The organism is Streptomyces sp. NPDC001450 (assembly GCF_053597295.1).
Map to the genome: position 1 here is coordinate 154,666 of NZ_JBSFHY010000009.1, position 24,336 is coordinate 179,001.

General features: G+C 73.3%; 20 protein-coding genes. 12 read left to right on the forward strand and 8 right to left on the reverse strand.

Annotated features, from left to right (window positions below; all coding sequences use genetic code 11):
* Positions 1-17: 17 nt before the first annotated feature.
* The 4 genes from ACWC5O_RS12595 to ACWC5O_RS12610 all read left to right on the forward strand — a co-directional run bounded on the left by ACWC5O_RS12595 (position 18) and on the right by ACWC5O_RS12610 (position 3,911).
* Positions 18-884: a LysR family transcriptional regulator gene (locus ACWC5O_RS12595; protein WP_450586667.1), complete on the forward strand. Its 867-nt coding sequence runs from the start codon at positions 18-20 to the stop codon at positions 882-884.
* Between the two features lie 127 nt (positions 885-1,011).
* Complete coding sequence (locus ACWC5O_RS12600; protein ID WP_450586669.1) at positions 1,012-1,569, forward strand: PDZ domain-containing protein; 558 nt, start codon at positions 1,012-1,014, stop codon at positions 1,567-1,569.
* Between the two features lie 214 nt (positions 1,570-1,783).
* Positions 1,784-2,911 carry a M24 family metallopeptidase gene (locus tag ACWC5O_RS12605; protein ID WP_450586671.1) on the forward strand — a complete coding sequence of 376 codons (1,128 nt, stop codon included), beginning with the start codon at positions 1,784-1,786 and terminating at the stop codon, positions 2,909-2,911.
* Positions 2,912-2,966: 55 nt separating this feature from the next.
* Positions 2,967-3,911, forward strand: coding sequence for an aminoglycoside phosphotransferase family protein (locus ACWC5O_RS12610; protein ID WP_450586672.1), 945 nt, complete (start codon positions 2,967-2,969; stop codon positions 3,909-3,911).
* Here ACWC5O_RS12610 and treZ read toward each other — a convergent pair.
* Positions 3,908-5,653 carry a malto-oligosyltrehalose trehalohydrolase gene (gene treZ, locus ACWC5O_RS12615; protein ID WP_450586674.1) on the reverse strand — a complete coding sequence of 582 codons (1,746 nt, stop codon included), beginning with the start codon at positions 5,651-5,653 and terminating at the stop codon, positions 3,908-3,910. The genes ACWC5O_RS12610 and treZ overlap by 4 nt on opposite strands.
* 174 nt (positions 5,654-5,827) lie before the next feature.
* Here treZ and ACWC5O_RS12620 point away from each other — a divergent pair, with 174 nt between their 5' ends.
* A complete protein-coding gene (locus ACWC5O_RS12620; protein ID WP_450586676.1) occupies positions 5,828-6,379 on the forward strand; it encodes an FHA domain-containing protein in 552 nt (183 codons plus the stop codon).
* 103 nt (positions 6,380-6,482) lie between these two features.
* Complete coding sequence (locus ACWC5O_RS12625) at positions 6,483-6,896, forward strand: SSI family serine proteinase inhibitor (protein ID WP_450586678.1); 414 nt, start codon at positions 6,483-6,485, stop codon at positions 6,894-6,896.
* Between the two features lie 105 nt (positions 6,897-7,001).
* Here ACWC5O_RS12625 and ACWC5O_RS12630 read toward each other — a convergent pair whose 3' ends face one another.
* Both ACWC5O_RS12630 and lpdA read right to left on the reverse strand, forming a co-directional pair.
* Positions 7,002-8,252 carry a M14 family zinc carboxypeptidase gene (locus ACWC5O_RS12630; RefSeq protein WP_450586680.1) on the reverse strand — a complete coding sequence of 417 codons (1,251 nt, stop codon included), beginning with the start codon at positions 8,250-8,252 and terminating at the stop codon, positions 7,002-7,004.
* A gap of 134 nt (positions 8,253-8,386) precedes the next feature.
* Complete coding sequence (lpdA, locus tag ACWC5O_RS12635) at positions 8,387-9,859, reverse strand: dihydrolipoyl dehydrogenase (RefSeq protein ID WP_450586682.1); 1,473 nt, start codon at positions 9,857-9,859, stop codon at positions 8,387-8,389.
* Between the two features lie 87 nt (positions 9,860-9,946).
* On the opposite strand from lpdA, the gene ACWC5O_RS12640 reads away from it, so the two are divergent.
* Entirely contained in the window at positions 9,947-10,888 is a 942-nt protein-coding gene (locus ACWC5O_RS12640; protein WP_450586684.1) for a LysR family transcriptional regulator, read from the forward strand.
* Positions 10,889-11,115: 227 nt separating this feature from the next.
* On the opposite strand, the gene treY is transcribed toward ACWC5O_RS12640, so the two are convergent.
* Positions 11,116-13,485: a malto-oligosyltrehalose synthase gene (treY, locus tag ACWC5O_RS12645; RefSeq protein ID WP_450586686.1), complete on the reverse strand. Its 2,370-nt coding sequence runs from the start codon at positions 13,483-13,485 to the stop codon at positions 11,116-11,118.
* A 739-nt stretch (positions 13,486-14,224) separates the two neighbouring features.
* Positions 14,225-16,357 carry a glycogen debranching protein GlgX gene (glgX, locus tag ACWC5O_RS12650; protein ID WP_450586687.1) on the reverse strand — a complete coding sequence of 711 codons (2,133 nt, stop codon included), beginning with the start codon at positions 16,355-16,357 and terminating at the stop codon, positions 14,225-14,227.
* Positions 16,358-16,554: 197 nt separating this feature from the next.
* Here glgX and ACWC5O_RS12655 point away from each other — a divergent pair, with 197 nt between their 5' ends.
* From ACWC5O_RS12655 to ACWC5O_RS12670, 4 genes are all read left to right on the forward strand, one after another.
* A complete protein-coding gene (locus tag ACWC5O_RS12655) occupies positions 16,555-17,367 on the forward strand; it encodes a Tat pathway signal sequence domain protein (protein WP_450586689.1) in 813 nt (270 codons plus the stop codon).
* A 61-nt stretch (positions 17,368-17,428) separates the two neighbouring features.
* On the forward strand, positions 17,429-18,748 hold the full coding sequence (locus ACWC5O_RS12660) for a copper amine oxidase (RefSeq protein ID WP_450586691.1): 1,320 nt from the start codon (positions 17,429-17,431) through the stop codon (positions 18,746-18,748).
* A gap of 103 nt (positions 18,749-18,851) precedes the next feature.
* Positions 18,852-20,093: an SAV2148 family HEPN domain-containing protein gene (locus ACWC5O_RS12665; RefSeq protein WP_450586801.1), complete on the forward strand. Its 1,242-nt coding sequence runs from the start codon at positions 18,852-18,854 to the stop codon at positions 20,091-20,093.
* Between the two features lie 102 nt (positions 20,094-20,195).
* Positions 20,196-20,927, forward strand: coding sequence for an exonuclease domain-containing protein (locus ACWC5O_RS12670; RefSeq protein ID WP_450586693.1), 732 nt, complete (start codon positions 20,196-20,198; stop codon positions 20,925-20,927).
* A gap of 10 nt (positions 20,928-20,937) precedes the next feature.
* On the opposite strand, the gene ACWC5O_RS12675 is transcribed toward ACWC5O_RS12670, so the two are convergent.
* Positions 20,938-21,435 carry a YbaK/EbsC family protein gene (locus ACWC5O_RS12675; protein WP_450586695.1) on the reverse strand — a complete coding sequence of 166 codons (498 nt, stop codon included), beginning with the start codon at positions 21,433-21,435 and terminating at the stop codon, positions 20,938-20,940.
* Positions 21,405-22,400 carry a DMT family transporter gene (locus ACWC5O_RS12680; protein ID WP_450586697.1) on the reverse strand — a complete coding sequence of 332 codons (996 nt, stop codon included), beginning with the start codon at positions 22,398-22,400 and terminating at the stop codon, positions 21,405-21,407. The genes ACWC5O_RS12675 and ACWC5O_RS12680 overlap by 31 nt, the downstream gene beginning before the upstream one ends.
* Before the next feature lie 94 nt (positions 22,401-22,494).
* Here ACWC5O_RS12680 and ACWC5O_RS12685 point away from each other — a divergent pair, with 94 nt between their 5' ends.
* Positions 22,495-23,403: a LysR family transcriptional regulator gene (locus ACWC5O_RS12685; RefSeq protein WP_450586699.1), complete on the forward strand. Its 909-nt coding sequence runs from the start codon at positions 22,495-22,497 to the stop codon at positions 23,401-23,403.
* A gap of 23 nt (positions 23,404-23,426) precedes the next feature.
* Here ACWC5O_RS12685 and ACWC5O_RS12690 read toward each other — a convergent pair whose 3' ends face one another.
* Entirely contained in the window at positions 23,427-24,290 is an 864-nt protein-coding gene (locus tag ACWC5O_RS12690) for a phosphotransferase enzyme family protein (protein WP_450586701.1), read from the reverse strand.
* Positions 24,291-24,336: the final 46 nt, after the last annotated feature.

Below are 24,336 nucleotides of genomic sequence, written 5' to 3' on the forward strand. Positions count from 1 at the left end.
GTGGGATCCTGTTCCGCATGGACCCGCACCTGCTGCGCACGTACGTCACCGTGGCGCGCCTCGCCTCCTTCTCCGAGGCCGCGCGTGAGCTGGGCTACACCCAGTCCGCGGTGTCCCAGCACATCGCCGCCCTCGAACAGGACCTCGGCGCGCCCCTGCTCACCCGGCGGCCCGTCGCACCCACCGCGGCGGGCGAACTCCTCCTGGAGCACGCGGGCCCGCTGCTGCTGCGCCTGGACGCGGCCCGCGCCGACGTGGCCCGCATGGCCGCCGCGCCCGCGCACGGCCTGACCCTCGCCACCACACCGACCGCCCTCGGTCCCGGCGTCCTGGGCGCGCTCCCGGCCGCGGGCGTGACCGTGCGCGTCCTCACCCGGGACGAGATCCCGGCCGTCGTCGCCACCGGCGCCGCCGACCTCGGCCTGGTCGACGGTCTCGCCGCCCCCAGCGATCCGCTGCGGTTGCCCGACGTGGCACCGCTGACCACACACGGCGTCGCCGAGGAACCCGTCAGTGTCCTGCTGCCCACCGGCCACCCCCTCGCCGGCCGCACCGGCCTGCGCCTCGGCGACCTCGCCGACGCCCGCTGGCTGGACGCACCGGACGCGGCCCTCCCACTCGCCCACCTGCGTGCTGCCAACGGCGGCGGCGCCTTCCGGCCCGCCCTCCGCTACGAGGGCACCGACCTGCGCACCCTCACCGCCCTCGCGGCCGCAGGCCACGGCCTCACTCTGCTGCCCCGCTCGACGGCGACGGGCATCCCGGGCACCGTCGCCGTCCCGCTCACCGCGCCGCGGGTCGTCCACCGCACCGAACTCGTGCACGGCGGGGCGCCGACGGGAGCGGCGGCGGTGGTGGTCCGGGAGCTGGTGAGCCGTGACTGAACGGGGGTTCGGTGGATCGCCTCAACGGCTATGACTACCCTCCGCCACGCTTCGGCCAGTCTCACTCGTTCGTGTCTCGTCGTGGAGGGGAGCCCCGGGTAGAGCACCAGCCGGAGGCGAGTGAACCATGGATCAGACTGTATTGCGTCCCAAGCCGATGCCCGGTCAGGAGCGGCGGGAAAGCGTCGTTACCGGCCCCGACCGGCGCCCGCACGCCGCGCGCCGTCGCGGCCGGCGGCTCAGGACCCTGCTGCTCGGGCTGTTCACCGGCACCGTCCTGGTGCTCTCCGGGGTCGGTATCGGCACGGTCGGCGCCACGGTCGTCGGCATGAACAGGCTGGCCGAGCTGCAACGCCAGGTCCCGCCGCACCATTCCCCGGCCGGGCCGGCCCCTTCGCCGAGCCCCTCGGAGGCCGGGGCCGGCGCGACCCTGGGCGTGGAGGCCGTCGACGCCGACAAGGTCGGCGCCCTGGTGGTGGGCGTTCATGTGCCCGGCCCCGGCTACACGGCGGGCCTGGTCCGCGGCGACGTCCTGCTGCAGTTCGGCAGGGCCCGCGTCGACACGGCCGCCGACCTCGTCCGGGCCGTCGCCCGCACGCGCGCCGGAACGGAGGTGACCCTCACCGTGCGCCACGCCGGTGGGGGCTACCAGCAGCTGACCGTCGTGCCGGGCGTGGTGACCTGACGGCAGCCCACGTGCGGTCCCGCGTCCTTGGACACGTCGGGAAACCCGCTGGTCGCACCCCGCCCCACGCGCCATGATGGCTCCATGCCGAGCACCGTCCCCGCGGACCGCCACCACAGGACTCCGCGATCGGCTCGCGCCGCCCTGTCCGGCCGGGCAGGATGCTGCCCGAGACCGCTTCGCCCCGTCACCACGACCGCGTTCGGAGGCCCGGATGACCGGTAGCACGCCCGCGCCCTTCACCGCCGACGACTACAGGGCCCGTATGGAGCGCGCCGCGCACGCCGCCGCCGACGCCGGCCTGGCGGGACTGCTCGTGGCACCGGGACCGGACATGGTGTGGCTCACCGGCTACACGCCCACCGCGGTCACCGAACGGCTCACCGTGCTGGTCCTCACCCCGGGGCACGACCCCGTGCTCGTCGTGCCCACCCTGGAGGCCCCGGACGCCGAGCACGCGGCCGGCGCGTCCGTGTTCACCCTGCGCGACTGGACCGACGGCAAGGATCCCTACGCCGTCACCGCCGCCCTCCTCGGCCACAGCGGCCGCTTCGGCATCAGCGACAACACCTGGGCGATGCACCTGCTGGGCCTCCAGCGCACCCTGCCCGGCACCTCCTACGCCGCCCTGACCGACGCCCTGCCCATGCTGCGCGCGGTCAAGGACGCGGCCGAACTGGAACTCCTGGCAGCCGCGGGAGCGGCTGCGGACGCAACGTTCGAGGAGATCCGGAAGGTTCCCTTCGCCGGGCGCCGCGAGTCCGACGTCGGCCACGACCTCGCCGACCTGCTGCACCGCTTCGGGCACTCCCAGGTCGACTTCACCATCGTCGGCTCGGGTCCCAACGGCGCCAACCCGCACCACGAGGTCGGCGACCGCGTCATCCAGCACGGCGACATGGTCGTCCTCGACTTCGGCGGCCTCAAGGACGGCTACGGCTCCGACACCACCCGCACCGTCCACGTCGGCGAGCCGACCGAGGAGGAACGCACGGTCCACGACGTCGTGCGCGCCGCCCAGGAGGCCGGCTTCCGGGCCGTACGGCCGGGCGGCGCCTGCCAGGAGGTCGACCGCGCCGCCCGCGCGGTGATCACCGATGCCGGATACGGCGAGTACTTCATCCACCGCACCGGTCACGGCATCGGCGTCACCACGCACGAGCCGCCGTACATGATCGAGGGCGAGGAACAGCCCCTGGTACCCGGCATGTGCTTCTCCGTGGAGCCCGGCATCTACCTCCCCGGTCGCTTCGGAGTACGCATCGAGGACATCGTCACGGTGACCGAGGACGGCGGCCGCCGCCTCAACAACACCACCCGTGAGATGGTCATAGTGGACTGAGAGGCCCAGGAGACACACCCTCGACGACACCCCGGAAACGGCTACGGCGCGACCCATGACCCAGGCACCGACACCCACCGCGGACACCGTCCGCAGACTGGTCCGTTCCCTGCTCAAGGAGAGCAAGGAGACCGCGAACGGCACCGAGGGACCCGAAGTCCGGCCCGTCACCGAGGGCCGCGAGCACACCTGGTGGGTCGGCACCCGCCATGTGCTGCGCCTCGCCCCCGACCGGGAGGCCTCCGCCCGCCGCCGCCGCGAACTGCGCCTGCGCGACGTGGTCCGCCCGCACGTGCCCGTCGCCGTCCCGACCAGCGTCGCCCACGGCGACTGGGCACCCGGCCTCGCCTACACCCTCGACACCAAACTGCCCGGCGGCACCGCCGACGAGCACGACGTCTCCGCCGTCGGCGAGGCCGACCTGGCCGGGCTGCTCAGCGGGCTGCGCGCGGTGCCCGCGCGGCAGGTGGAGGCACTCGGCGTGCCGCGCACCGCCGCACGCTCCCTGGAGGCGCTGCGCCGCATGGCCGTGCACGCGGCCGAACGGCTCGCCGCCGCCGACGAGTTCGACGCCGCCCGCATGCACCAGCTCACCCCGCCCGGCGCCGCCCAGCTCGCCGCACAGGCCGGCACCGCCGTCCTCACCCACCACGGCCTCACCGGGGAACACGTGGTGGTCAGCCCCGACGGACGGGTCCGCGGCATCCTGGACTGGACCGAGGCCGCCTTCGGTGACCCCGCCGAGGACATCGCCGGGCTCGCCGTCGCCGTCGGTTCCCCGGCCGCCGTCCGCGCCGCCACCCTCGCCGGCTACGGCGCACGCCCCTGCCTGCGCGGTCTGTGGCTCGCCCGCTGCGACACCGTCATCCGCCTCACCGACCACCTCGAAGGCCGCGCCGCCGGCTCCCTGCCGCTGCTGCGGATCCAGCTGCGGCGCGCCTGGGAGCCGATCCTGCTGGAGCGGGTGACCGAGTTCAAGGACGACGAGACGGAGCCTTAGGGCTGCAAGAGCACCACGCACGACTCCCCGGGCACCTGCAGCAGCCCGTCCGGGCCCGGTGCCGCCACCGGCTCCCAGGCGGCCAGGACCTGCACCCGTCCGGTCCCCAGCGGAATCGCCGCCGGCTCCTTGCCGAGGTTCACCGCCACCCGGACGTCCCCGCGCCGGAACGCCAGCCAGCGGGCCTCCTCGTCGTACGCCACCTTCGTGTCGGCCAGGTCGGGGTCGGTGAGGTCCGGCTGCTCCCTGCGCAGCTCGATCAGCCGCCGGTACCAGACCAGCACGCGCGCGTGGGGCTCGCGTTCCGGCTCCGACCAGTCGAGGCAGGACCGCTCCCGGGTCGCCGGGTCCTGCGGGTCCGGTACGTCCTCCTCGGCCCAGCCGTGCTGCGCGAACTCCCGCCGCCTGCCCCGCCGTACCGCGTCCGCCAGCTCCGGGTCCGTGTGGTCGGTGAAGAACTGCCAGGGCGTGCCCGCCGCCCACTCCTCGCCCATGAACAGCATCGGCGTGAACGGCGCGGTCAGTGTGAGCGTGGCCGCGCAGGCCAGCAGCCCGGGGGAGATCAGGGCCGAAAGACGGTCCCCCTGCGCGCGGTTGCCGACCTGGTCGTGGGTCTGGCCGTAACCCAGCAGCCGGTGCGCGGCCACCTGTGCCCGGTCCAGCGGCCGGCCGTGGCCGCGGCCCCGGAAGCTCGAGTACGTGCCGTCGTGGAAGTAGCCGCCGGTGAGGGTCTTGGCGAGCGCGGCGAGGGGAGCGCGCGCGAAGTCGGCGTAGTAGCCCTGGGACTCGCCGGTCAGCGCGCTGTGCAGGGCGTGATGGAAGTCGTCGTTCCACTGCGCCTGCAGCCCGAGGCCGTGCTCCGCGCGCGGGGTGATGATCCGCGGGTCGTTCAGGTCGGACTCGGCGATCAGGAACAGCGGGCGGTCCAGCTCGCCGGCGAGGCCGTCGACGGCCGCCGACAGCTCCTCCAGGAAGTGGCACGCGCGCGTGTCGTGCAGCGCGTGCACCGCGTCCAGGCGCAGCCCGTCGATCCGGTAGTCCCGCAGCCAGGCCAGCGCGCTGCCCACGAAGTACGCGCGCACCTCGTCCGAACCCGGCGCGTCCAGGTTCACGGCGGCGCCCCACGGCGTGTGGTGCGTGTCCGTGAAGTACGGCCCGAACCGCGGCAGATGGTTGCCCGACGGGCCCAAATGGTTGTGCACGACGTCCAGCACGACACCCAGGCCCAGTTCGTGCGCCCGGTCCACGAACCGCTTCAGCGCCTCGGGGCCGCCGTACGGCTCGTGCACCGCCCACGGCGACACCCCCTCGTACCCCCAGCCGTGCCGTCCCGGGAACGGACACAGCGGCATCAACTCCACATGCGTGACGCCCAGTTCCACCAGGTGCCCGAGACGCCCGGCGGCCGCGTCCAGGGTGCCCTCGCGGGTGTACGTGCCCACGTGCAGCTCGTAGAGCACGGCGCCCGGCAACTCGCGCCCCGCCCACGCGGAACGCCACGCGTACCGCCCGTGGTCGACGACCGCGCTCAGGCCGTCCGGACCGTCCGGCTGACGGCGCGAACGCGGGTCCGGCAGCACCGGACCGTCGTCCAGCGCGAACCCGTACCGCGAGCCGTCCCGCGCCTGCGCCTCCCCCGTCCACCAGCCGGCGCGCCCGGTATCGCGCTCCAACGCGCGCGTGGCGTCGTCGCAATGGAGCGTCACACGGTCTGCCTGCGGTGCCCACACCTCGAACTGCACGGACGGTTCCCCTTCGTCTGCTCACCGTGATGTAGCCCGTCCATCGTGCCGCGAAAGCGATCAATCCGCTTTCGAATCCGCCCTTTACCGGCAGGTGTCGTGGAACGATGCGCGTGCGGTAACCGTTCCACTCGATTCTGGACAGCAGGGGTTCACTGCCCGACAATCGCCAGCGTGACGTCGTCTTTCGAGATCCCCATGCACCCCGCGCGACTGTCCGACGCGGAGCGTGACAAGGCGCTGCAGGTGCTGCGAGACGGCGTCGCCATGGGCCGACTGTCGCACGACACGTTCGTACGCCGCATGGAACTCGCGCTCGCCGCACGCCGCGCCGACGAACTCGCCGTCCTCACCGCCGACCTGCCCCGCGAGAACCGTCTCTCCCGCGCGGTCCTCGGCACCGTCGAGGCCGTCTCCGGCTTCACCGTACGGCTGCGCCGGGCGTGGCAGGCCGAGCGGCTGCCGAAGCTGCGGCTGCCGAACCCGGCGAACGGCCATCCCCTGCGCATCGGCCGCGACCCCGCGAACGGGCTGCGCCTGAACCACGAGACCGTCTCCCGCGTGCACGCCGAACTCCGCCGCCAGGGCGACATGTGGGTCCTCAGGGACCTCGGCTCCACCAACGGCACCACCGTCAACGGCCGCCGCGTGGTGGGCACCGTCGTGGTCCGCGAGGGCGACCAGGTCGGCTTCGGGCGGATCGCCTTCCGGCTCTCGGCGGACTGAGGCGCCGTCCGGCATTCGAACTGACGCACTACTGTGCGCCCATACGGTCCCGTCCGGGTGAGTCGGGGTGCGGAACGCGGGCCGCCGCGCCGATGCTTCGGGAATGACGTACATCACACGAGCCACAGTGGCCGCAGGCGCCCTGCTGGCCTCCGTCGGCCTCCTCGCCGCGGGCCCGGCCCAGGCGGCACCCCGTCACACGCTCACCGGCAACTGGCTGGACCTCACCGTGACCCGTGGCGACGTCCAGTCCCGCAACGCGCGCCACACGCTGCTGCTGTGCGACCCGCCCCTCGGCCACGCGCACGCGGCCGAGGCCTGTGCCGAACTCGCGGCCGCCGACGGTGACATCGATCGCATCCCGCCCAAGAAGATCTTCTGCACGATGATCTTCGCCCCCGTGACCGTGCACGCGCACGGGCGGTGGAACGGACGGTTGGTCGACTTCCAGGAGACGTACACCAGCGAGTGCGTCATGAACGGACGGACGGGCGCGGTCTTCGCGCTGGACGACTGAGCCCGGACGGCAGTAGTCGCGGGAGGTGCCGGGCGCGGGAGGCGGCCGGTACGGGGGCAGCAGGTACGGGGGGCGACGGGCACGGGAGGCGGCGGCGTGGAGGCCTCACGCCGCCCGTTCCCGGGCCTGCTGGGCCGCCACCAGCACCGTCCGGGACTGGTGCTCCACCTGGTTCTCCAACGGCACCCAGCGGGCCCGGAAGCGCTCCGCGAAGGCCTCGCACCAGGAGGCGACCAGCTGTTCCAGCCGGGGCGCCGCCCGGTCGTCCGTCTCCCGCAGCACCCGCAGCAGCATCGCCGCCGCCCGCAGCGGCAGGCGCCGCCCGAAGGCGTCCACACTGCCGACGTACGCCATCGTCGTGCCGGCCGGCGGTGTGTGGATCCAGTCCTGCGCCAGGCCCGGTATCAGTTCCAGCGCCCATCGCGCGGCCCGCAGCAGCGGCCCGTCCGCGCCCTCCAGCCGGGGCAGCGCCTCGGCCAGCACCCGCTCCACCTCCAGCGAGTCCCGCAGCAGCCGCTGGGCCAGGCGTTGCATCGCCGCCGCCGGTGCAGGGTGCGGCGCCGGGTCGTCCACCAGGTCGCTGGCCCACATCGGCACCTCCACCACGGCCGTCAGGCCGCCGTAGCGGTGTGCGTGGTACCAGGTGCTGTGCCGTGCGTCGTCCGGCAGGCTCGGGTACGCGACCCCCGTCTCCGGGCCGGGCATCACATGCACCCCGGGCCCCGAGGCCGGCCAGCCCGCGGCGTCCGAGGCACCCGTCTCGACCGGGATGTGCAGCTCCGCGGCGGACTTGGCGAACGGCTCCGCCAGGCCCGGCACGTCCTTCGTCAACTGCACCCAGCTGCCGCCCAGATCGGTGCCGTGCAGGGTCACCTGGAGGTAGGGGCGCACTTCGTCGATCACCCCGGTCAGGGCTCGCGTCTCGGGCGGCAGGCGGTCCGGCGGGAGCACCGCCGGGGACCACTCCGGCTGCTCCGCGCCGGTCGGCCGGTAGAAGCCGAGGTGGTAGTCGAGCAGGTTGCGCGGCGCCGGGGTCACATGCAGGCTCGCGCCGTCCGGGTCGGCGCACAGCAGGAAGTGCCAGGAGGTGCCTGCCCGCAACTCCCGCTCGGCCAGCACCCGTTCGGCCAGCACCCGGAGGGTGGAGCCGCCCGTCGGCTCGTTGGCGTGGGCGCCCGCGACGACCAGCACGGCGCGGCGGGCGTGTCCCACCGACAGCAGGTGGAGAGGCCGGCCGGCGCGCGAGACGCCCACCTGTCTGAGCGAACACAGCCCGGGCTCCTGAGCGGCCAACGCTCGTGCGGAGGCGACCAGTTCGGGAACGCTGGGGTAGCGCTGCTCCGGCAGGAGACTCACCCCCGACTTGTCCGCCCGGCTTCGCCCTCCAAGTGCCGCACGGCGTGGGTGAACTGTCAAGCACACGGCCGGGAGGCTCCAGGGGGCGCCCGGACGCATTCACAGGCGGTGCCGGACCGCCGCGATCCGGGGACTCACCGCTGGTGCAGGCCGCGGCCGGCGAGCGTCAGGAAGACCTCGCCCACCGCCTCCGACAGCGTGGGGTGCGCGTGCACGTGCCGGGCCACGTCCGAGGGCTGGGCGTCCCAGCCGACGATCAGCTGGCTCTCGGCGATCATCTCCGACACGTTCGGGCCGACCAGATGCACGCCGAGCACCTGCCCGCCGCCGGCCTCGGCGACAACCTTCACCATGCCGCCCTGCCCGTGCACCATCCCCTTGGCGACGGCGGTCAGCGGCATCGTGTTGACGTCGACCTCGTGCCCACGCGCACGTGCCTGCGCCTCGCCGAGCCCCACGGAGGCGGTCTGCGGCGACGAGTACGTCACCCGGGGCACGGCCGCGTAGTCCACCGGAGCCGACGGCAGCCCCGCCAGCGTCTCGGCCACCAGCAGGCCCTCGGCGAAGGAGGCGTGGGCCAGGCCGAGCGAGGGCGGCGGCAGCAGGTCGCCCACGACATGGATCCCCGGTACGGCCGTCTCCAGCCGGCTCCAGTCCGCCGGTACGACAAACCCCCGCTCGTCCGTCGTCAGCCCGGCGGCGGCCAGGTCCAGGCCCTCGGTGACCGGGGCCCGGCCGATGGCCACCAGCAGCCGCTCCGCCGCCACGGTCCGGGTCTCCCCGCGAGCGGTGCGCACCCGCGCGCGTACGCCGTTGTCCAGCACCTCCGCGTCCAGCAGCCGCGCACCCGCCTGCACGTCGACGCCCCGCTTCTTCAGACCGCGGGTCAGATGCCGGCTCACGTCGGCGTCCTCCAGCGGCACGATCCGGTCGGCGGCCTCCACCAGGGTGACCTCCGCACCCATCGACCGGTGGAAGGAGGCGTACTCCGCCCCGATCGCACCGCCGCCCAGCACCAGGACGGATCCCGGCAGGCCCGGCGCGAACAACGCGTCGTCACTGGTCACCACGCGCCGTCCGTCGGGCACGAGCCCCGGCAGCGTGCGCGGTCGCGAGCCGGTCGCGAGGACGACCCCGCGGCGCGCGGTGAGGTCGCACACGCCGCCCTCGGCATGCGCGAGCGCGGAATCAGCGAGCACGCCCTCCACCCGCACCGTGCGCGCCCCGGTCAAGCGCGCGCTCCCTCGCACCACCCGCACACCCGCGTGTGCCAGATGCGCCTCGACCCCCTTGTGGTTGCGCACCACGATGTCGTCCCGTGCGGCCACCAGCGCCGGCCAGTCGACGGAGTCCAGCGTGGCCTTCACGCCCCAGCGTTCGCGGGCCTCGGCGATGCCGTCGACGAGCTCGGCGGCGTGCAGCATCGCCTTGCTGGGAATGCAGCCACGGTGCAGACAGGTCCCGCCGACCTTGTCGCGTTCGACGAGGACGACGTCGAGACCGAGGGCGGCGGCGCGCAGGGCGGTGCTGTACCCGCCCGTGCCACCACCGACGACGACGACGTCCGACGTGCGCGCTGCCACTGTGCTCATGACCTGTGCGTTCATGACCTCCACCCTCCGCCCGGCCTTGCCATGAGTCCAAGGCAATGTTTTTGTGGAACCGATGCAAGATGCTTATGGGAAGGCGGAGCGATGAGCCTGCGGCAGATGGAGTACTTCCTGACGGTCGTCGAGGAGGAGTCCTTCACGCGCGCGGCGGAGCTGCTGCATGTCACCCAGCCCGCGCTCTCGCACCAGATCAAGGCCCTGGAGAAGACCGTCGGCGGCGCCCTGTTGGAGCGCATGCCGCGCGGAGTGCGCCTCACCCCGATGGGCCGCGCCTTCCTGCCGCACGCCGAGCTCGCCGTCCGCAGCGCCGCCCAGGCCCGCCGGGCGGCCCGTGCCGCCGCCGGCGCCGAGGGCGGCGAGCTGCACATCGCGGCCCTGCATTCCATCGCCGTCGGCGCCCTCCCCGATGTCTTCGCCCGCTGGCGTACGGCGCACCCCAGCGTCCTGCTGCGTCTGCACGAGTACGCCACCTCCGAGGCCCTGGAGGAGGCGGTCCAGCGCGGCACCGCGGACCTCGCGATCGGCCCCGAGCCCGTCGGCGCGCCCGGCACCGTCGTACCGGTCGGCGAGGAGGAAGTCGTCCTCGTCGTGTCCTTCGACGACCGGCTCGCGGGCCGTACGAAGGTGACGCTGCCGGAACTCGCCGACCGCGCCTGGATCCGCTGCGCCATGGAACCCGTCGTCCACGGCGAGCGCTTCCTCGACTGGGCGTGCGGACAGGCCGGATACCGCCCCCGGACCGCCGTGTGGACCGAGCACACCTCCACGGCCGTGCGCATGGCCGCCGCCGGGGTCGGGGTGTGCGTGGCGCCCGCCCACGTCGTGCGGGGCGCCGTCGGCGAGGACTGCGTCGTCCTCACCCCGGACCCGGCCTGGAAACGCGCCCTGACGGTCTACGCGCGCGTGCCGCCCACCGGAGCCGCCGAGGCCTTCGTGGACCTTCTGCGCACCACCTGGCCCTCGCTCGGAGCAACCGCCCCCCGGGCGTACGAGGGCCACGCCCTGCCCGCCGCCCGGGCCCGCTGAGCGGGCGCCGGTCCCTCACCCCTGCGGGCGCCGGTCCCTGCGTCCTCACCGGTCGGCTCCAGCAGCGCCGCCGGCGGCCGCTCGGCAGGGCCGGTCACGGGTGTGGGCCTGGTGAACTCCCGTCGCGGGGACCGCAGGGGCGCCCACCGCTCGGCGGCAGCGCCAGCCGGGGGTACGAGGCCTGTGACCTGTCCGCCGCCCAGGCCGGCCGGCCAGGCGCCGGCCTCTCAGTCCTCACCCCGCCGCTCCAGCAGTGCCACCGGCAGCCGCTCGAAAAGGTCCGCCGCGCGCGCGTGCCCGGTGAACTCCCGTCCCGGGGTCAGCACGTCCGCCCACCGCCCCGGCGGCAGCTCCAGCCGTGTCTCCCGCCAGCCGCCCGACTCCGTCAGCCGCAGGGACAGGCGGGTCACCGCCGTGATCACCGCGCCGGAGCGGGCGAACGCCACGCAGTGCTCCGCCGCCGGTCCGTCCGCGGTGAGCGGGGCGTACGTCGCCGACGTACCGAAGGCGTCGGGTCGCCGTGCGCGCAGTCGCAGGGCCGCCGTCGTCAGCGCGTCCTTCTCGCCGGGTGCCGCGGGGGGAAACGACATCGGGCGCCGGTTGTCCGGGTCCACCAGGGCCCGGTACTCGCCCTCCGTGCCCTGGTACAGGTCCGGCACCCCCGGCATCGTCAGATGGACCAGCGCGGTGCCCAGGACGTTCGCCCGGACGTGCGGCTCCAGAGCCTTGCGGAACGCCACCACACGCTCTCCCGGCGGCCCGCACGGCCCGGCCGCGACGAAGGCCGCCACCGCGTCCTCGTAGGGCGGCTCCTGCTCCGTCCAGCTCGTGTACATGCCGGCCTCGCGCACATGCTTCAGCAGCGCCCCCTGGACCCGCCCCTCCTCCGCCGGGCCCAGCCCGAACACCGTCTGCCAGGCAGCCCAGGCCAGCTGCCCGTCCGGCACACCCTCCTCGGCCAGGGTCACCTCGCCGAGCAACTCCGCCCAGCGGTCCGGGCATTCGGTGAGCACGGCCATGGCCGCGCGCACATCGGCACTGCGCTTGGTGTCATGGGTGGACACGGCCGTGCCGGTGGCCGGCCAGTCGCGCTGCACGCGCGCGCAGTACGCGTGGAAGTCCTCCGGGGACACACCGGGCGCGCCGGGGTCGCCGCCCACCTCGGCCGCCGACAGCAGCGGCACATACCGGTAGAACGCCGTGTCCTCCACGGCCTTGGCGCGCAGTGCCGACGCGGTCTGTGCGAACCGGGTGCGGAAGTCAGCCCGGTCGGCGTGGTCCGGTGCCGACGGGTCGCGGGGCGCCTCGACCAGCAGCCGGCGCACGATGCCGACGGCCTCGGCCTCCTCGGGCACCACGAAGGCCAGCCGGGCCTCCTCGGCGGCCTCCTCGGTGACGACGGCGGCCGCGTCACCGGAGGTGTACGGGCGGTACACCCGCAGCCGGACCAGCAGCTCCTCCAGGGCCGTGCGCAGCGCCCAGGGGGCCCGGTCGCGCAGCGAGAGGTCGGGGGAGGCGGCGCACAGCCGGGCGGCCACCCGGGTGAGCCGGTCGGTCTCGGCGGCCAGCTCGTGCGTGATCACCTTGTAGGCGGCCCGCCGCACCGTGGCTTCCCAGTTGCCGCCCCGGTCCGTCTGCGGCGCCGCGAACGCCCGGTACCGTCCGAGCAGTTGATACGCCCCGGTGCGATCGGTGAACAGGCCGTCGACGTGGCGCAGGGCGTCGTAGCCCGTGGTGCCCGCGACGGGCCAGGAGCCGGGCAGCCGCTCGCCGTCGGTGAGGATCTTCTCCACGACCGTCCAGCGCCCGCCGGTCGCCTCGTGCAGCCGCTCCAGGTAGCCGTCGGGGTCCGCGAGCCCGTCGGGATGGTCGATCCGCAGCCCGTCGACCACGCCCTCCGCCAGCAGCTGCAGGATCTTGGCGTGGGTGGCGTCGAACACCTCCGGGTCCTCGACCCGCACCCCGATCAGCTCCGAGATGCTGAAGAAGCGCCGGTAGTTCAGCTCGGTGCGGGCCAGCCGCCACCACACCGGGCGGTACCACTGCGCGTCCAGGAGCTGCGGCAGAGGCAGTTCCTCGGTGCCCTCCCGGAGCGGGAACGCGTGGTCGTGGTGGCGCAGGACACCGCCGTCGACCACCAGGTGGTCCAGCTCCGTCCCGACCGGTCCGCCGAGCACGGGCAGCAGCAGGCGTCCGCCCTGCGCCTCCCAGTCGATGTCGAACCAGCGCGCGTACGGCGACCGGGGCCCCTCGCGCAGCACCTCCCACAGGGCGTGGTTGTGCCGGGGTGCCATGGCCATGTGGTTCGGCACGATGTCCACCACCAGACCGAGGCCGTGCTCCCGCGCGGTGTGCGCCAGCGCGCGCAGCCCCTCCTCTCCGCCCAGTTCCTCGCGCACGCGCGCGTGGTCCACGACGTCGTAGCCGTGCGCGGAGCCGGGGACGGCCTCCAGGACGGGGGACAGGTGCAGGTGCGAGACGCCGAGCGAGGCCAGGTACGGTACCGCCGCCGCGGCGGCGGCGAACGGGAACGCGGGCTGAAGTTGCAGCCGGTAGGTGGCCGTGGGCACCTCCGGTCCGGGTCGCGCAGAAGTCATGGAAACCTACGTACCCAGCCCGCAGTCTTTCGTGTCATCGCCCCCTGCACGCACCCACGCACGCGTGCCTGGCTTCGAGTGATGGGAACGAACGAACGGCCCCGCACAAGGCACGGCACGCTCGCCCTCGGCCAGGTGGCCTGCGGGCCGCTGGTGGGGCGGCTCGCGGACCGGCACGGGCGGCGGACGGTCGTGCTCGCGTTCTCGCTCGCCGACGCGCTGGCCGCGGCCGGCCCTGGTCACCGGCGCCCTGGCCGGCCTGCCCACGCCCGTCCCGGCCCTCCTGGGGACCGCGGCCGGCGCCACCGTGCCGCTCGTCGGCCCGCACCCGCCTGGTCGCCCTCGCCCGCCGCGCGGGTCCCTCCGAGCCCACCGTCGGCGCCGCGCTCTCCTTCGAGAGCACCCTGGACGAACTGTCCTTCGTCCTCGGCCCGGCCCTGGTCGGTCTGGCCGCGGTCCTCGCCCATCCGGCCTACGCACTGGCCGGTGCGGCCCTCCTGGTGGCCACCTGCAGCACCGGCTTCGCGCTGCACCCGACCGCCCGGGCCGTCCGGCCCGGTCCCGAACGCAGGCGCACCGAACATGGCGCCCTGGAGGGCGAGGGCGGCACGCAGGGTGTGATGAGCGCCGTGGCGGGGCTCGCCATGGCCGCCGTACCGGCGCGTCCCGGGCTCCCGGTGCGTCGGCGGCCGGCCACCGGGGCGGCTCCTCCCGCCCCGGTCCTCCCGCAGAAGCCCCCTCAGGCGGGCCGCTGCAGCACCGTCAGGCTGCGGTCCGGCAGGGTGACGCGGTCGCCGGCCGCGACCTTCGCGCCCGTCCCCGGCGCCACCCCCTCCGTGCGGGCCGTGTCGACGACGACCTGCCACTGCCGGCCGTGGTCGGCCGGCACCAGGAAGTCCAGCGGCCCGGGTGAGGCGTTGAACATCAGCAGGAAGGAGTCGTCGGTGATCCGCTCCCCGCGCGGACCGGGCTCGGAGATCGCGTTGCCGTTCAGGAACACCGTCAGCGCGGACGCCTGCGCCGAGTCCCAGTCCCGCTGGGTCATCTCGGCGCCCTCGGGGGTGAACCAGGCGATGTCGGACAGCGCGTCGTGGGTGCCCTCCACCGGCCGCCCGTGGAAGAAGCGCCGCCTGCGGAACACCGGGTGGTCCCGGCGCAGCCAGACCATCGCGCGGACGAACTCCAGCAGGTCGCCGCCGTCCTCGTCCTCGTTCCCGCCCCTGTCTTCGGGCCAGTCCACCCACGACAGCTCGTTGTCCTGGCAGTAGGCGTTGTTGTTGCCGTGCTGGGTGCGGGCGAACTCGTCGCCGTGGCTGATCATCGGCACGCCCTGGGAGAGCATCAGCGTGGCGACGAAGTTGCGCATCTGGCGGGCGCGCAGGCCGAGCACGGCAGGGTCGTCGCTCTCGCCCTCCACGCCGCAGTTCCAGGACCGGTTGTGGCTCTCGCCGTCCCGGCCGTCCTCGCCGTTGGCCTGGTTGTGCTTGCTGTTGTACGAGACGAGGTCGTGCAGCGTGAAACCGTCGTGGCAGGTCACGAAGTTGACGGAGGCGAGCGGGCGGCGGCCGTCGTCCTGGTAGAGGTCCGAGGAGCCGGTCAGCCGGGAGGCGAACTCGGCGAGCGCCCGTGGCTCGCCCCGCCACAGGTCCCGGACGGTGTCGCGGTACTTGCCGTTCCACTCGGTCCACAGGGGCGGGAAGTTGCCCACCTGGTAGCCGCCCTCGCCCACGTCCCACGGTTCGGCGATCAGTTTCACCTGGGAGACCACCGGGTCCTGCTGCACCAGGTCGAAGAACGACGACAGCCGGTCCACCTCGTGGAACTGCCGGGCGAGGGTCGCCGCGAGGTCGAAGCGGAAGCCGTCGACGTGCAGCTCGGTGACCCAGTAGCGCAGCGAGTCCATGATCAGCTGGAGGACGTGCGGGGACCGCATGAGCAGTGAGTTCCCGGTGCCCGTGGTGTCCGTGTAGTAGCGGGGATCGTTCGCGAGACGGTAGTACGACGGGTTGTCGATGCCCTTGAAGGACAGCGTCGGGCCCAGGTGGTTGCCCTCGGCGGTGTGGTTGTAGACGACGTCCAGGATGACCTCGATGCCCGCCTCGTGCAGCGCGCGGACCGCCGACTTGAACTCCAGGACCTGCTGGCCGCGGTCGCCCCAGGAGGCGTAGGCGTTGTGCGGGGCGAAGAAGCCGATGGTGTTGTAGCCCCAGTAGTTGCTCAGGCCCAGGTCGGCCAGCCGGTGGTCGTTCACGAACTGGTGTACGGGCATCAGCTCCAGCGCCGTCACGCCCAGCTTGGTCAGGTGTTCGATGATCGCCGGGTGCGCGAGCGCCGCGTACGTGCCGCGCAGCTCCTCCGGCAGGCCCGGGTGGCGCATGGTCAGGCCCTTCACATGGGCCTCGTAGATCACCGTGCGGTGGTACTCGGTGCGCGGGAGCCGGTCGTCGCCCCAGTCGAAGTACGGGTTGATCACCACCGAGGTCATGGTGTGCGGCGCCGAGTCCAGGTCGTTGCGCCGCTCCGGTGCGCCGAAGTGGTAGCCGTACACCTCCTCGCCCCACTGGACGGCCCCGCTGATCGCCTTCGCGTACGGATCGAGCAGCAGCTTCGCCGAGTTGCAGCGCAGGCCGCGCTCGGGGGCGTACGGGCCGTGCACCCGGAACCCGTACCGCTGTCCCGGCATGACGCCCGGCAGGTAGGCATGCCGCACGAACGCGTCGCTCTCGCGCAGTTCCACCGCCGTCTCCGAGCCGTCGTCGTGCAGCAGACACAGCTCTACTCGGTCCGCGGCCTCCGTGAAGACCGCGAAGTTGGTTCCGGCGCCGTCATAGGTGGCGCCGAGCGGATACGCCTCGCCAGGCCAGACCTGCATGGACACGACTCTTCCAGGTGTGCCGCCCCGCCGGGGCCGCGTTGACTCCGAGTCTGCCCGAAAGTGAGGGAACCTCCTGTGACTTACGCCCCTCTTACCGGCCGACCAGTGCATACGGAGAAGGGGCTACCTGCCGTGTGCCGAACCAGTGGGGCAGACACGTACTCCCGGGGACGTTGGGGGAGTAGGGGGAAGATGTGCGCGAGATAGTGCACCGCCATCTGGGCAAGGTGGTGGCGGGTGCGGCCCTGGCGGTGGCCGGGACCGCGGTGATGGTGGGGATCACCCTGCCGGGCACGGCAGGGGCCGACGAATCGGGAGGACCGGGCAGCGGCACGCAGGCCGCGCAGCAGGCGGGACAGGGCCCGGACGGGGTCCAGCCGGGCGTCGTGGAACAGGCGCCCGCCGAGGGGAAGAAGGGCACGGGCCGCGACCCGCTGACCGACGACGAGATCCAGCGCGTCGCGAAGCTCGCCACGAACCAGCAGCTGCTGAACACGGGCGAGAACGTCGACGGCGGCAGCGGCCCGCAGCGCCTGAGCGTCGACCTCGCCGACCCGGAAGCGAACGAACTGGACGACCCGGACGCGCCGCGCCGGGCCGACGTGAGCTTCTACGACTACAAGAGCGACACGCTGGTCACCAAGACGGTCAACCTGGAGACCGGCAAGGTCGAGCGGACCGGCACCCAGCACGGCGTCCAGCCGCCGCTGAGCCGTGCCGAGAACGCCGAGGCGGCGAAGCTGCTGATCGCCGACCCGCTGGGCGCGGGCCTCAAGGCGGACTACAAGGACGCCACCGGCCACGAGCTGACCTCTCCGGACCAGCTGCTGCTCAACGGCGCCGTCTACCGGGCCACTCCGGGCGGCCAGCCCGCCGCGCTCGACAAGTGCGGCGAACACCGCTGTGTACGGCTGTTCCCGAAGGTCAAGAACGGTCCCTGGATCGACGCCCGGTCGTTGGTCGTCGACCTGAGCGCCCGCAAGGTCGCCGCGCTCGACCGCCGCTGAGCGACAGCAGTCCTCCGTTCGCTTTTCCAACTTGCTCGTCCTGCAAGGGAGCCACTTCGTCATGCCCGTCAACCGAATCAGCCGTGCCCGCGCGCGGGCGGCCGTAGGCGTCACCGTGGCCGCGCTGGCCGCCGGTGCGACGGCCGGTGCCGGACCGGCCGTCGCCCAGCCCAAGGCCGCGCCCGCGGCGACCGCCGACTGCAGCGCCAAGTACAAGATCGAGCAGAAACTCTCCAGCGGCACCACCTGGCGGATGTGCTGGCGCTACGACAGCAAGGCCGGCCTCGTCCTGGAGAACGTCTCGTACCAGCCCAAGGGCGAGACCAAGCCGATCAAGGTCCTCAACAGCGCCCGCCTCGCCCAGATCGACGTCCCCTACGACGACGGCAGCGTCGAGTACGACGACCTGACCGGCTTCGGCTTCGCCCAGGGCCTGGTGAACCTGGCACCGGGCGAGTGCCCGGGCGGCACCATCAAGTCCGTCCGCGTCCCGGACGCCTGGGACCCGCAGCACCCGAACGTCAACGGCCTGTGCACGACCACGCGTTCGCGCGGTCACGCCTACCGCATGCAGGGCGACAGCGCCAACAAGGTCTTCCAGGCGCAGGGCAAGGACCTGCTCGTCTACACGGTCAACCAGGTCGGCTGGTACGAGTACATGACCGAGTGGCGCTTCCAGGACGATGGCACCGTCAACATGAACGTCGGCGCCACCGGCAGCCTCTCCTACGACGACTACGACGCCGGCGACGGCCGCGGCTGGCCCATCGGCAAGGGCGCCAAGGCCTACGCCACCAGCCACAGCCACAACGTCTTCTGGCGGCTGGACTTCGGCCTCGACGGCTCGTCCAAGACGAAGGTCGAGCAGTACGACTCGGCCGTCACCGCCCCCGCCCACGGCCAGCAGGCGCCCACCAACAAGACCACCCGCACCAAGGTCACCAAGGAACTCGCGGGTGACTACAAGACCTACCGCTGGTGGCGGATGGTCAGCGCGACCGGCAAGAACAAGGACGGGCACGCGCGTTCGTACGAGATCGTCCCCGGCCCCACCACGAAGTATCCGGGCCGCAGCTTCACCAAGCACGACGTGTACTTCACCGAGTACAACAAGTGCGAGCAGTTCGCCAGCAACAACCCGGGTGCCTGCCCCGCCGGGGCGGGCAAGTCCGTCGACAAGTGGGTCAACGGCCAGACCCTCACTCACCCGGTGGTCTGGATGAACGTCGGCTTCCACCACATCGCCCGGGACGAGGACCAGCAGCCCATGCCGGTCCACTGGCAGGGCTTCGCCATCTCCCCCAGGGACGTCACGGCTATGAATCCGCTCACTCCGGACGCGCTGGCGTGGCAGAACGGCCACTGGCGGCCGCGTAGTTGAGAAACCGACCTGTCCATCCGGCTGCATCGCCGACCGCTCCCGGAGTACCCTTCCTTGATCGTTGAGACGGGGAAGGCCCGGGGTGGCGGAAGGCGGTGCGCGGGTGGGCTCGGGAGGGCTGGAGCTGCCCCCTGGTGACGAGGGTCACGAGGGGAACTCCACAGACGTCCCGCCCGGCGCGGTGTCCCTGGCCCGCCCGATGGACGCCACGGGGTCCATCGGGCCGGAACTGGACTGGGACGCCGACGCCTGGCTCGAGGTGCGCACCCGCGCCCAGCGGGCGGGCCGGGCCTACATCTGGCTGAACCTCGTCGAACAGCGGCTGCGCGCTGTCGTGGCCGCCGTGCTGCGTCCCATCTACGAGCCCGTCCACGGCGACGAGTGGGTGGTGGCCGCGGCCGGGCCCGCCGGACAGGAGTGGGTGCAGCGGGCGGTCGCCGTCCGCGAGGTCAGCCGCCGCAAGGGCTATCTGCTCGACCCGGCCGACGACAACGTGCTCAGCTTCCTCACGCTGCCGCAGCTGCGCGAGCTGATGGTGCAGCACTGGCCGTGCTTCGAGCCGTACTTCGACGAGCGCCGCGACCTCGAACTCGCCCTGGACGAGCTGGAGGTGACCCGTAACGTCGTCTCCCGCAACCGGGCCCTGTCCGGGGCGGTCCTGGACCAGGCCGAGCGGGCCTCCGCCCGGCTGCTGGAGACGCTCGGCGCGGGCGGCGACGTGCCCTCCGCACGCCGGCTGCCGGTCGACGCGGTCGAGGACCTGGTCGGCGACCGGTACGCGGACGTCGTCGCCGTCCACCCCGACCGGGTGCGCCTGATGCGCCAGTTCCCGGCCGAGGACATCTTCGGGGGCGCCCGCCGCCTCGACGCGATCGGCATCGGTCTCAACCTGCTGGTGCAGAACTTCTCCGGACGCCGCCTGGTCCGGCTCGCCGAGTCCGGCTGCCGGGTGCGGCTGCTCTTCCTCAACCCGGCCTCCAGCGCGGTGAAGCGCCGTGAGCGCGAACTCGGGATGAAACGGGGTGAACTGAGCCGGTCCGTCGAGATGAACATCCTGCACATGCGCCGGGTGCGGTCCCGGCTGCGCGACCCCGGCGCCTTCGAGATCCAGGTCTACGACGAGACGCCCCGCTTCACCGCCTACCTGGTGGACGGCGACGGCGCCGACGGCATCGCCGTGGTGCAGTCCTATCTGCGCGGGGCGCGCGGGATGGAGTCGCCGGTACTGGTGCTGCGCAACGGCAGTCGGCTGGTCAAGTCGGACGATGTCGTCGAACCCGGACTCTTCCCGACATACCGCGAGGAATTCGAGCTGGCCTGGGCGGATTCGCGCCCGGTGTCCTGAACCGTCCACCCCGGCAAGCGGAACGGGGTCCTCGGATTGTCAGTGCCGCGTGCGATGGTGGAGGCCACTGGGGGAAAGCACCACCAAGAAGGGGGACCGCCCATGGGCTGGCACCGGGAGCTGCTGATCGGCTTCGACCTGGAGACGACCGGGACCGATCCGCGCGAGGCGCGCATCGTCACCGGCGCGGTGATCGAGGTCAGGGCCGGTGAGCCCCTGGGGCGCCGGGAATGGCTGGCGGATCCGGGCGTGGAGATCCCGGCCGACGCGGTCGCGGTCCACGGCATCAGCAACGAACGCGCGGCGGCCGAGGGCAGCCCCGCCGACCAGGTGGCCGACGCCATCGCGGACGTCCTGGTCTCCTACTGGAAGACGGGCGTCCCGGTCGTCGCCTACAACGCGGCCTTCGACCTCACCCTGCTCTCCGCGGAGCTGCGCAGGTACGGCCTGCCGTCGCTCTCCGACCGGCTCGGCGGCCGCGCCCCGGCCCCGGTCGTGGACCCCTACACCATCGACCGCTGGGTCGACCGCTACCGCCGCGGCAAGCGGAACCTGGAAGCGGTCTGCGCCGAGTACGGCATAGTCCTCGACGCGGCCCACAACGCCTCGGCCGACGCCCTCGCCGCGGCCCGGCTGGCCTCCGCGATAGCCGACCGGCACCCGAAGATCGCGTCCCTGGGGCCGGCGGAACTGCACCGCAGACAGATCGACTGGTACGCCGAGTGGGCGGCGGACTTCCAGGCGTTCCTGCGCCGCAAGGGGGATGCGGGCGCGGTGGTCGAAGGGGCGTGGCCGCTGCGGGAGCCGGCGGGCCTGGCGGACGAGAAGGTCTGAGCCGAGCAGGTCACGCCGGCGCGGGGCTCGCGATGCGGGCCACCCGCGGGCCGGCGAGCCGCGCGTAGTCCGTGCCGGTGAGACACAGCGAGCGGTCGAGCCGGGCGGCGTTGAAGTACAGCCGCGGCTGGGCGACGACGTCCGGGTCGGCGACGAGTTCGAGCGCGGGATCGAAGCTGAACGGCAGCACGGTGCCGGGCACCGAGCGGGCGAGCCGCTCGGCGGTCTCGGCGTCGCTGAAGCCGGCGTACCGGGCCTCGAACAGCGCCCGCACGGCGTCCAGGTCCACCCGCCGGTCCCCGGGCACGACCGCGAGTACGTGACGCGTGGTGCGGCGGTCGACCTTGACCCGCAGCACGATGCACTTCGCGGCCTCGCTCACCGGATGGCCGCGCAGCGCGCTCACGGTCTCGGTGGCGCCCTCGGGCGCGTGGTCGATGAGCCGGTAGTCGACGTGGGAGGCGTCGAGCAGGGAGATCAGGTGCTGGTAAGTGTCGTGGTCCGGCATGGGGCGTCTTCTCCGGTCCTGTCGGGGGACGTGGCGGGCGCGGATGCCCTGGCTGTGTCGGTGGGCCCGGGACCGAGGGCGGTCCCGGCGGTCCGGTGGGCGCGTTCCACGGCCTGGCCCCAGTACGTGCCGGTGACCATCAGGGCCGCCCCCAGCGCGGTGAGCGGGGTGAGGTGTTCGCCGCCGAACGCGATGCCGACCGCCGCGGCCCAGACGGGTTCGGTGCCGAGCAGCAGACTGGCCCGGCTGGCGGAGGTGCGCTGCACCGCCCAGGTCTGGACGAGGAAGGCGAACACGCTGCAGAACAGGGCGAGATAGACCAGCTGGGTCCAGGTCGCGGCGTCGGCTCGGGCCAGCGCCGGAAGATCGCGGGCGGTGGGTACGAGGAACAGCGCGGTGCCGACCAGGGTCTGCACCGTCGTCAGGTGCAGCGGGCGGATCGCCCTGCCCACGGTGAGCCGGCCGACCAGGGCCACGTGCACGGCCCGGACGCCGGCCGCGGCGAGCATCAGCAGGTCCCCGGGGCGAGGCGCGTGGAAGCCGTTCCCGGACATGAGCAGACCGACGGCCACGACACACACGCCGGCCGCGGCGAAGAAGGCGGGAGGCGGACCGCCTCGGCGCCCGGCGCGGTCGAGGAGCGGGGTGAGCACGATGGTGAGGCTGATGATCAGGCCCGCGTTGGCGGCCGTGGTGTGGGCGACGCCGTACGTCTCCACGACCAGGACCGCGGCCTGGGTGACCCCGAGCGGCAGCCCCACCCGCACCTCGTCGCGGGTCCATCCGCGCAGTCCGCCCCGGGCGGCGACGAGACCCAGGCAGGGGAGCGCGGCAAGGGCGTAGCGCGCGAACAGGACGAGGAGGACGGGCAGGGCGCTCGCGGCCGTCTGGGCGGACAGATAGCTGGAACCCCAGACGAGCGCGACGAGCAGCAGCACCGCGTCGGTACGGCGGGCGTCGGTCACCCGCCCACGGTGCACCCCCGACATGTCTGAAGCCCAGAACCACTTTCTTAAACGATCTTTTAGTAGACCTACATCGTCGCCCTACACTGACGGCGTGGACGAACGGCAGCTGAGGATCCTGCGGGAGCTGGGCGAGCTGGGCAGCGTCACCGCGGTCGCCGAGGCGCTGCTGGTGACGCCGTCGGCGATCTCGCAGCAGCTGCGGCTGCTGCAACGCTCGATCCCCGTGCCGCTCACCGAACGGCAGGGGCGGCGCCTGGTGCTCACCGACGCCGGGCAGGCGCTTGCGGACGCGGCCGTCGAGGTGGAGTCGGCTCTGGCCCGGGCCCGGCACGCGGTCGAGGAGTTCGCCGGCAGGCCGGACGGCGAGGTGTCGGTGGCGGCCTTCCACAGCGCGGGCGCGGCGTTCTTCCCGCTGCTGCTGCGCGGCCTCGCCGGGCCGGGCGCGCCGACGGTGGCGCTCGCCGACGAGGACGTACCGCAGGAGGACTTCCCCCGGCTGACCCGCGCCTACGACCTCGTCCTCGCCCATCGTCTGGACCATGCCCCGCCCTGGCCGCGCGCGGTGACCGTGACCACCCTGCTGCACGAGCCGCTCGACGTGGCGATGCCCGCCGGGCATCCGCTCGCCGCCAAGCGGCGGGTGACGCCGCGCGACGTCGCCGACCTGCCGTGGATCACCGTGCACGACGGGTTCCCGGTCATGGCCACCATCGAAGCCATCGCCGCCGCGGCCGGCCGACGGCTCCATCTGGCCCATCGCATCAACGAGTTCGCGGTGGTCGCCGAGGCTGTCGCCGCCGGGGGCGGGATCGCGCTGATGCCGCGCTGGACCATGCGCCCGCATCCGGCGCTGGTCCTCCGGCCGCTCAGCGGCGTCCAGGCCACACGGCACATCGACGTCCTGTGCCGCCCCGAGCGCACGGCGAGAAGGGCGGTCCGCACGGTCCTGACGGAACTGCGGCGAGCAGCACGAACCATCCAGGGCGACGTGACTCCCTGACGGGAGCGGCGTTCAACAGGTGCTCAGAACGGATACCACCGCACCGATTCGTCCCCCTCCCGCAGGGACGCCACCCGGCGCTCGAACTCGGCCAGCGCCTTGGGGTTGCTCGGCGCGTGCTGGGCCACCCACGCACAGCTGGCCGTCTCGCGAGCCCCGCGGAGCACCCCGCAGCCCTCCCACTCCCGTACGTCCCAGCCGTAGGCCTCGGTGAAGGAGTCGTAGGCCTCGGCGGGCAGGCCGTAGCGGTCGCGGGAGAGGGCCAGGACCACCAGGTCGTGCTCGCGCAGGTCGGCGGAGAAGGTCTCCAGGTCGACCAGGACCGGGCCGTCGGGGCCGACGTGCACGTTGCGGGGCAGCGCGTCGCCGTGGATCGGCCCCGGCTCCAGACGGGGCGTCAGCGCGGCCGCGGCAGCGGCGAAGCCGTCCCGGCGGGCCCGCAGGCAGGCCGCGTCCTCGGGGTCGATCGCCTCGCCCGCGAGCCGCAGCCAGCGCTCCACACCGCCCAGCAGATCGCGGGGCGGCAGCGCGAAGGGAGGCGAGGGGAGCGCGTGCACGATCCGCAGCAGCTGCGCGAGATCCCGGGGCTCGGCCGGTCGTACGGGGTCGGTCAGCCGGTGCCACACGGTCACCGGGTGCCCCTCGACCAGCAGCGGCTTCGGCTCGGCCGCCCGCACCGCGGGTACGGCCGCCTCGGCCAGCCAGCCGGCGATGTCCAGCTCGCGCCGGGCCCGCTCCAGCAGTTCGGCGTCGCGGCCCACCTTGACGACGAGGTCACCGGCGGCGAACACCGCGTTCTCACCGAGGGCGAGGAGCCGCGCGTCCCGAGCCGAGCCCGGCAGCACCTTCGCCGCGGCCAGTACGTCCCGCGCCCGTGCCTCGTCCATCGTCCGCCTCCGTGCCGTTCGTCCCGGGCAGTGCGTGTCCGCTCTT

Coding starts and splice junctions, on each gene's coding strand:
- ACWC5O_RS12690 (WP_450586701.1), bottom strand. CDS start 24,290: ATGGACGAGGCACGGGCGCGGGACGTACTGGCCGCGGCGAAGGTGCTG.
- ACWC5O_RS12640 (WP_450586684.1), top strand. CDS start 9,947: ATGAGCCTGCGGCAGATGGAGTACTTCCTGACGGTCGTCGAGGAGGAG.
- treY (WP_450586686.1), bottom strand. CDS start 13,485: ATGACTTCTGCGCGACCCGGACCGGAGGTGCCCACGGCCACCTACCGG.
- ACWC5O_RS12605 (WP_450586671.1), top strand. CDS start 1,784: ATGACCGGTAGCACGCCCGCGCCCTTCACCGCCGACGACTACAGGGCC.
- ACWC5O_RS12610 (WP_450586672.1), top strand. CDS start 2,967: ATGACCCAGGCACCGACACCCACCGCGGACACCGTCCGCAGACTGGTC.
- glgX (WP_450586687.1), bottom strand. CDS start 16,357: ATGCAGGTCTGGCCTGGCGAGGCGTATCCGCTCGGCGCCACCTATGAC.
- ACWC5O_RS12675 (WP_450586695.1), bottom strand. CDS start 21,435: ATGCCGGACCACGACACTTACCAGCACCTGATCTCCCTGCTCGACGCC.
- ACWC5O_RS12595 (WP_450586667.1), top strand. CDS start 18: ATGGACCCGCACCTGCTGCGCACGTACGTCACCGTGGCGCGCCTCGCC.
- ACWC5O_RS12670 (WP_450586693.1), top strand. CDS start 20,196: ATGGGCTGGCACCGGGAGCTGCTGATCGGCTTCGACCTGGAGACGACC.
- ACWC5O_RS12600 (WP_450586669.1), top strand. CDS start 1,012: ATGGATCAGACTGTATTGCGTCCCAAGCCGATGCCCGGTCAGGAGCGG.
- ACWC5O_RS12660 (WP_450586691.1), top strand. CDS start 17,429: ATGCCCGTCAACCGAATCAGCCGTGCCCGCGCGCGGGCGGCCGTAGGC.
- lpdA (WP_450586682.1), bottom strand. CDS start 9,859: ATGAACGCACAGGTCATGAGCACAGTGGCAGCGCGCACGTCGGACGTC.
- ACWC5O_RS12625 (WP_450586678.1), top strand. CDS start 6,483: ATGACGTACATCACACGAGCCACAGTGGCCGCAGGCGCCCTGCTGGCC.